Raw genomic sequence first — 6,536 nt, 5'->3', positions numbered from 1 at the left:
TGCCGCCGGCGGCGCCGCGCGCGCCGCAGTGCCAGGGTATCTGGAGCGCACCGTAGGCCAGAAGCTGGCCGTGCCCATTGCCGCTGGTGCCGGTGAAGGTGCCATCACCGCTGGCCAGCAGATGGCCCAGTACCAGGGCGACGATCAACAAAAGAACGCGCTGGCGTCCCTGGGCGCTGGTGTCGGCACCGGTGTGCTGGGCGCCGTCGGCGGCCGGCTGGCCAACAAGCTGGGCCTGGAAACTGCTGAGACTGCCATCGTCAACGCAGGCAAGGGCCGGCTGGCAGAGGGCGCGGGCAGATCTTTGGCCGGGCGCGTTGCCGGAGGCATGGTGTCCGAGTCTGTGCTGCAGGAGCTGCCCCAGTCCACGCAAGAGCAGATGTGGCAGAACTATGCTGAGGGCAAAGACATCTGGGACGGAGTGGCGCGCGCCGGCGTGGAAGGTGCAATTGCCGGTGGCGTCATGGGCGCCGGTGCCAACATTCGCGGCCGCCGCACGGAAGGCCAGCATGCTAATGACCAGGCCCGCGATGCGGCCGCCAGCGCAAACGGCTTGGCCGAAGATGCGCAGAACCAGCCAGCACCCCTGATGCTGGGCAATGCGCCCCCCGACCAGATGGTGTCCTTCCCTGATGGCAGTGTGGGCCGCCGTGGGGAAGTCGAAAGCTACCTGGCCAATCTCCCGGAAGACCAGCGCGAGCAGGAGCGCTTGCGCCTGATGGGCCAGCAGTTCACCGAGGTAAACGACCCGCAAGCGCAGCAGGCGCGCCGCTGGTGGGAGAACTATGGTGAGGACGGCGCCCCGGCGCAGCGCCTCGACTACCTGGCTGAGGTGCAGCAGGCCGTGCGCAGCGGAACCCCGTTCAGCACGCAGGAGACCGTCGACACAGTACGCAGCGCCATGGAAGACGCATGGCTGCAGCAGCATGTTCAGACTGAAGCAGCGCCAGAGTCTGCGGCCGCGCCGGCGCAAGCAGCCGAGGCCATTGGCCAGCAGCTGCAGGCAGAGTTCGACCAAGCCGGCCAGGATGCAGCCGTCGCAGCGGTGGACGCCCGAGTGCGCACCAGCCGCGTGCTGACTGGCTTGCAGAACGTGCTGGACACCGGTGCCGACAACTCCCTGCAGGTGCTGACCCGCTTGAATGATTCCCTGGTGCGGATCGGTGAAGACCCGCTGCAGCCGGGCGAGGTGGCCCGCGTGCGCCGCATGACCGACGCCTACATGGGGTTCAAGGGAGCGGGGGAGGCCTCGCCATTGCCGACGGCGCCGCGCCGCGCGGCCGACATGAACGCCGACAACACGGCCATGGAGTCTTTGATCCCTGAGCGGCCAATGTCCGAGCGCATGGGCCTGAACCCGGCTGCCGGCCCACTTTCCCGCGCCGCAGTGACCGCAGTTGATGGAGCAGCAAATGCCCAAGCTACCCAAGGATCGCTGGCCCGAGCCGCCCAATCCCTTCCCGCAGCCCGAGCCCTTCCCGTGGAAGCCGCTGGGCCTGCGCCAGTTTCTCAACCCGTAGGAGCAGCCCTTGTCCCGCAAACCGATCAAGCCCAGCAAGTCCCAGCGCAACGCCCGCAAACAGGCGGAGCGCAAGCAGTCCAACCAGAGCGGGCGGGCCTGACCGATGGCAGCACCACGACTCAGAACGCTGGAACGCAAGCAACGCCAGCGCCAAGCGCGCAAAGCCAAGCGACGGCTGCAGCGCAAGAGGTAGCCGCCACTGCACCGGCGCAAGCTCGGCCCGATAACTGGCGATCCAGCATGCTGCGCGCTGCACCGGTGGCCCGTGCCATGGGCATCGAGACGCGTGGCAAGCGGCTGGCAGAGGTTGTTGCTGAGGTGGATGCGGCGGATGCTCAGCGCGCTGGCGTGGCGCCGGCGGACACAGGTAGAGCAGGCGAAGGCTTCGCGACGAGCTACGAGGGCAGCAACGATGATCCAACCACACCAGATTTACGGGTGGCAGATGTCGGCGCGCAAGGCGCTAGCACTGCTGCGGCAGACGGGCGAAGTGACGCGGCTTCAAGCCAGGCAGCTGGACAGCCTGCTGCGCAGCCCGCCGAAGGACAACGCACAGATGCCAGAGAGCCTGGTGCCTCTGTGCCTGAAGCTGTACCTGGCCGAAGTGGCACCGGCGAATCAGCTGCCAACCTGAGCAACACGCAGACCGAGGCCGCGCAGTTCAGCCGTGGCACCCCTGGCATGACGCCAGAGCTTGCCGCCGCGATCCTGCGGATCAAGATGCCCGCCACTGTGGATACGGTGCGCGCGGCCGTACGAGACCTGGTCGGTGGCCTTGGCACTCTGCCCAACCGGCTGGGCCGCGTGGTCGTGGCCACTTCTGCGGAGATCCGCCAGACCTGGGAGCCGCTGATTGGGCCCGTGGCCATGGAGGCCGCCGGCGACACCGGCCGCGCCCAGGGGTTCTACGACCCCAAGACCAAGACCGTGTTCCTGATCGCCGACCACATTCAGCGTGGTCAGGAGGCAGGCGTCGTTGCGCACGAGCTCATGCACAAGCACGGCGAGGCCGTGCTCGGCGCCGAGGGCTGGCAGCAGCTGCACGGGATGATTGAAGGCTGGGCCAGCGCGCCAGAGGGCAGCATGGAGCAGCGGGTCTACAGCGAAGCCCAGGCCCGCGTGCAGTCATCCATGCCAGAAGGTGCCCAACAGCAGCAGTATTCGTCACAGGAGCTGTTCCCCTATGCCGTGCAGGTGGCGCTGGAGATGGGTGTGCGGCCAAATCTGCTGGCTCAGCCCGGGACTGTCGCCCGCTGGCTCGGCCAGGTGCGCGCCGCGCTGCGCCAGGTGTGGGCCAAGATCACCGGCAAGCCCGGCCAGTTCGAGGCGCAGGACATGGTGAACCTGGCATTCGGCATCGCCCAGCGGGAGAACCCAGAGCATGCCGGCGAGCTCGATGGCTCGATTGCTCCGTTGCGCACAGCGACCAACTTCCTGCAGGCGCGCCAAGCAGTGAAGGAATTCCAGGGCAGCGAGCTGACAAATGCGTCCACAGGCATGACTGCCGTGCTTGCACGCAACAGCTTGGACAAGATGCTGAGCGGCAAAGCTGTGGCCAAATCCGAGACGCCGGCCACCCACGCTATGGCGGTGGCCAACGCAGACAGCCTGTTCGAGCGCGCAATTCTGGGATGGAGCAAGGAGGACCGTGCCGGCGACCCGAACATTCGGGCCATTCACCGGTTCTTTGCCCCGCTGGATGTCGATGGGCGCACCAAGCTGGTGAAGCTGACGGTCAAGGAAAGCGTGAGCGCGGATCGCCAGAACCCGCTGTACACGATCGAGGCAGTGGAGCTGAATGAAAAGATGCCAGGGGATGCTTGGCTGGAGGCTGCTGCCCGCGAGGATGGGGTGAGCCTGGACGAAAAAAGTCCCCTGCAGCGGGGAGTAGGTCGGCAGGATGACCAGCAAGCTGGCTCCCGAGCAACCCTCACGTCGCCCCACGGTTTTACCCCGGGCGACTCTGCAGAGGACGTGCGTAGTTTAGCGCAAGAGGTGGAGCGTCGCAATTCTGCCCCCTCACCGGCGCCTGATAAGGCCGAACTCAGCAAGGGATCGGGAGGCGAGGGAGTGCAGTTCAGCCGCGCAACAACAGTTGATGCTGGGTACACCCCAGCACAAAAAGAAGCGGCTGAGCATGCCTTCGGATCAGTGGCTGAGAAGACGTTGGCCGAGCGTGCAAAGGAAATGCGCTCCAACCTTGGAATCAAGCTGCGCCAGGGCCTGGTCGACCAGTTTGCTCCCATCAAGGAGGTCAGCATGCACGCCTATATGCTGGCCCGCCTGTCCAAGGGCAGCGACGGGGCGGTGGAGGCTGCCTTGCTGTACGGCAAGCCATTCCTGAAAGACGGTGTGGCCGATGTGAATATTCAGGATGGTGGCTTTGCAAAGGTGCTGGCCAGTCTCAAGGGTGAGCACGACCGCTTCTTCCAGTGGGTTGCCGCACTGCGTTCAGAGCGCCTGATGCGCGAAGGCAAAGAGAATCGGCTTACGCCAGCTCATATTCAGGCCCTCAAGACATTGAATGCGGGCCGCTTTGAAGATGGCACTCCTCGCATGCCAGCTTACGCAGCAGCGCTTCGAGAGCTGAACGCATTTAACGAGGCCGCGCTCAAGGTCGCGACAGAGTCAGGCCTCTTGGATGACACCGCTCTTGAGCTGATGCGGGATCAACCTTACGTCCCGTTCTACAGATTGATGGAGGATGAACAGCAAATGAAGGGCCCGAAATTCAGCTCGGGCCTGACCAACCAAGTGGCATTCAAAAAGCTCAACGGCGGCGTGGAACAAGTCAATGCCGACTTGCTGCAGAACACACTGTTGAATTGGAGCCACCTCTACGCAGCGGCCGCGCGAAATCGCGCTGCTCTCGCCACGCTGAAAGATGCTGAGGGCATGGGCATTGCCTACCAAGTGGCTACTGAGACCACGGGCGCCGTGAAGGTGATGCGCGACGGGGTGACCGAACATTGGATGATCGAGGATCCATACTTGCTGGACGCTGTGTCCGCGCTGCACTACACCCCGAGCAAGCTGGCCCAGGGCATGGCGCCGTTCAAGCGGCTGCTGACCATGGGCGTGACGATCAATCCCACGTTCAAGATCCGCAACCTGATTCGCGATTCGCTGTCCGCCATGGCGCAGTCGGACCTGGGCTATAACCCGTTCGCCAACGTGGCCCAGGGCTGGAAGGCGATGGACAAGAACAGCCAGACCCAGGCCTCGATGCTGGCATCGGGCGGCATTATCAAGTTCGGCACACAAGAAGACACCGGTGCGCTGCGCCGCAAGATCGACAAGCTGGGCGGCACCATGCTGGACAAGGATGGCTTTGGCAAGCTCAAGAGCCAGATGGCAAGCCTGTGGGAAGCCTACGAGGAATTCGGCGACCGGACGGAAAACGCCAACCGCGCAGCGCTGTACGAGCGCCTCATCGCCAAGGGCCACAGCCATGCCGAGGCCTCGTTCATGGCGCGCGACCTGATGGACTTCTCCATGAGCGGCAAATGGGAGATGGTGCGATTCCTCACCCAGACGGTGCCGTTCCTCAACGCACGAATGCAGGGCCTGTACAAGCTAGGCCGGGCGGCCGCCGAAGATCCCAAGCGCTTTGGCGCTATCGCGGGTGCAGTTTCCCTGGCCAGCCTGGGCCTGCTGGCTGCCTACCAGGATGACGAAGACTGGAAAAAGCGCGACGACTGGGACCGCGACAGCTACTGGTGGTTCAAGATCGGAAACCAGGCCTTCCGTATCCCCAAGCCGTTCGAAGTGGGCTCCATCGGCACGATGGCCGAGCGCACTGCAGAGCTGATGTTCAGCAAGGAGATGACCGGCAAGCGCTTTGGCGAACGTCTGAGCGACATGATCTTCAACACCTTCGCCATGGATCCCACGCCCCAGGCGGTCAAGCCGCTGCTGGATGTGTACGCCAACAAGGACAGCTTCTCCGGCAAGGCCATCGAAGGGTTTGCTGATGAACGCCTGCGCCCGCAGGATCGCTACAGCGACCGCACGTCAGAGGTGGCGCGCTTGCTGGGATCCTGGGGCCTGCCTGATCCGGTGAAGCTGGCCAAGGGCGACTACTCGGCCCTCAGCCCCAAGCAGATCGACTTCCTCATGCGTGGGTACACAGGCTGGCTGTCCACCGTGTTCACCACAGCGACCGACACCGTGCTGCGTCCGATGATGGGTCGGGGGGATCGCCCAGAGATGCAGATGCGCGATGTGTTCCTGGCAGGCAACTTCGTGGAGAACCTGCCGACCAACTCCAGTCGCTACGTCAGCACCATGTACGACCAGGCCCGGGAGATCAGCCAGGTGTGGGCGTCCTACCAGGCAGCAGTGAAGAGCGGCGATGTGGAAGGAGCGGCAAAGATTCGGGCGGCCAATCCCGAGGCGCTGGCCAAGCGCATCCCCGTGGAGGCGGCTAAGACCCGGGTGGCTGAACTATCGCAGCAGGCCAAGAAGGTAGAGGGCGACCGCCTCATGAGCGCGGAAGCCAAGCGCCGACGCCTCGATGAGATTGCTGCCCAGAAGGATGCAATCGCCAAGCGCCTGGCCACGCTATGAACTGAGGGTGCCCTGGCGTAGGAACTGCCACACGAAACCGCAAGCGCCGAGCAAGACGATGATCACCCAGAAGGAGGACCACATCTCTCGGCGCTGATCGCGGGTGGTGAGATTGAGGAAGATGACAATCAGGATGATCGCTCCCCAGAAGACGAGTGCTGCCATAGCCGGATCTTAGGTGGCATTGGTGGCCAGGGCAATCCTGCCTGATCGGATTTCGCTGCCTCGCTGCGGGCTGTGTACACCGATTCGGGTTGGACGCCTTCTGACGGCTGGGGAACACTGTCCCTCATGCCAATCCTCCCAGCAACCGACCAGCAGGCCGCAGCCAGAAAGCGGGGCAGGTAATGCCACGCACGGTAAGCCTCGGCGCCATTCTGGGCCTCAACAACCGTCTGCCGTCCACCCGCATGGAAGTGGCGCTGCCCAACCGCACCACGGCCGC

At 64.3% G+C, this 6,536-nt stretch carries 2 protein-coding genes; one reads left to right on the top strand and one right to left on the bottom strand.

What is annotated here, in order from left to right; genetic code table 11:
• The first annotated feature begins 121 nt into the window (after positions 1-121).
• A complete protein-coding gene (locus H928_RS32795) occupies positions 122-6,091 on the top strand; it encodes an LPD38 domain-containing protein (RefSeq protein WP_204366278.1) in 5,970 nt (1,989 codons plus the stop codon).
• Here the strand turns inward: H928_RS32795 and H928_RS32685 are convergent.
• Positions 6,086-6,256, bottom strand: a complete 171-nt coding sequence (locus H928_RS32685; RefSeq protein WP_021025420.1) for a hypothetical protein — start codon at positions 6,254-6,256, stop codon at positions 6,086-6,088. The genes H928_RS32795 and H928_RS32685 overlap by 6 nt on opposite strands.
• Positions 6,257-6,536: the final 280 nt, after the last annotated feature.

Source organism: Comamonas sp. B-9, assembly GCF_000410635.1.
In the GTDB taxonomy this organism is placed as follows: Bacteria; Pseudomonadota; Gammaproteobacteria; order Burkholderiales; family Burkholderiaceae_C; genus Comamonas.
The sequence above is the reverse complement of the archived record's forward strand: the minus strand, read 5'-3'. Positions and strand labels throughout refer to the sequence as shown.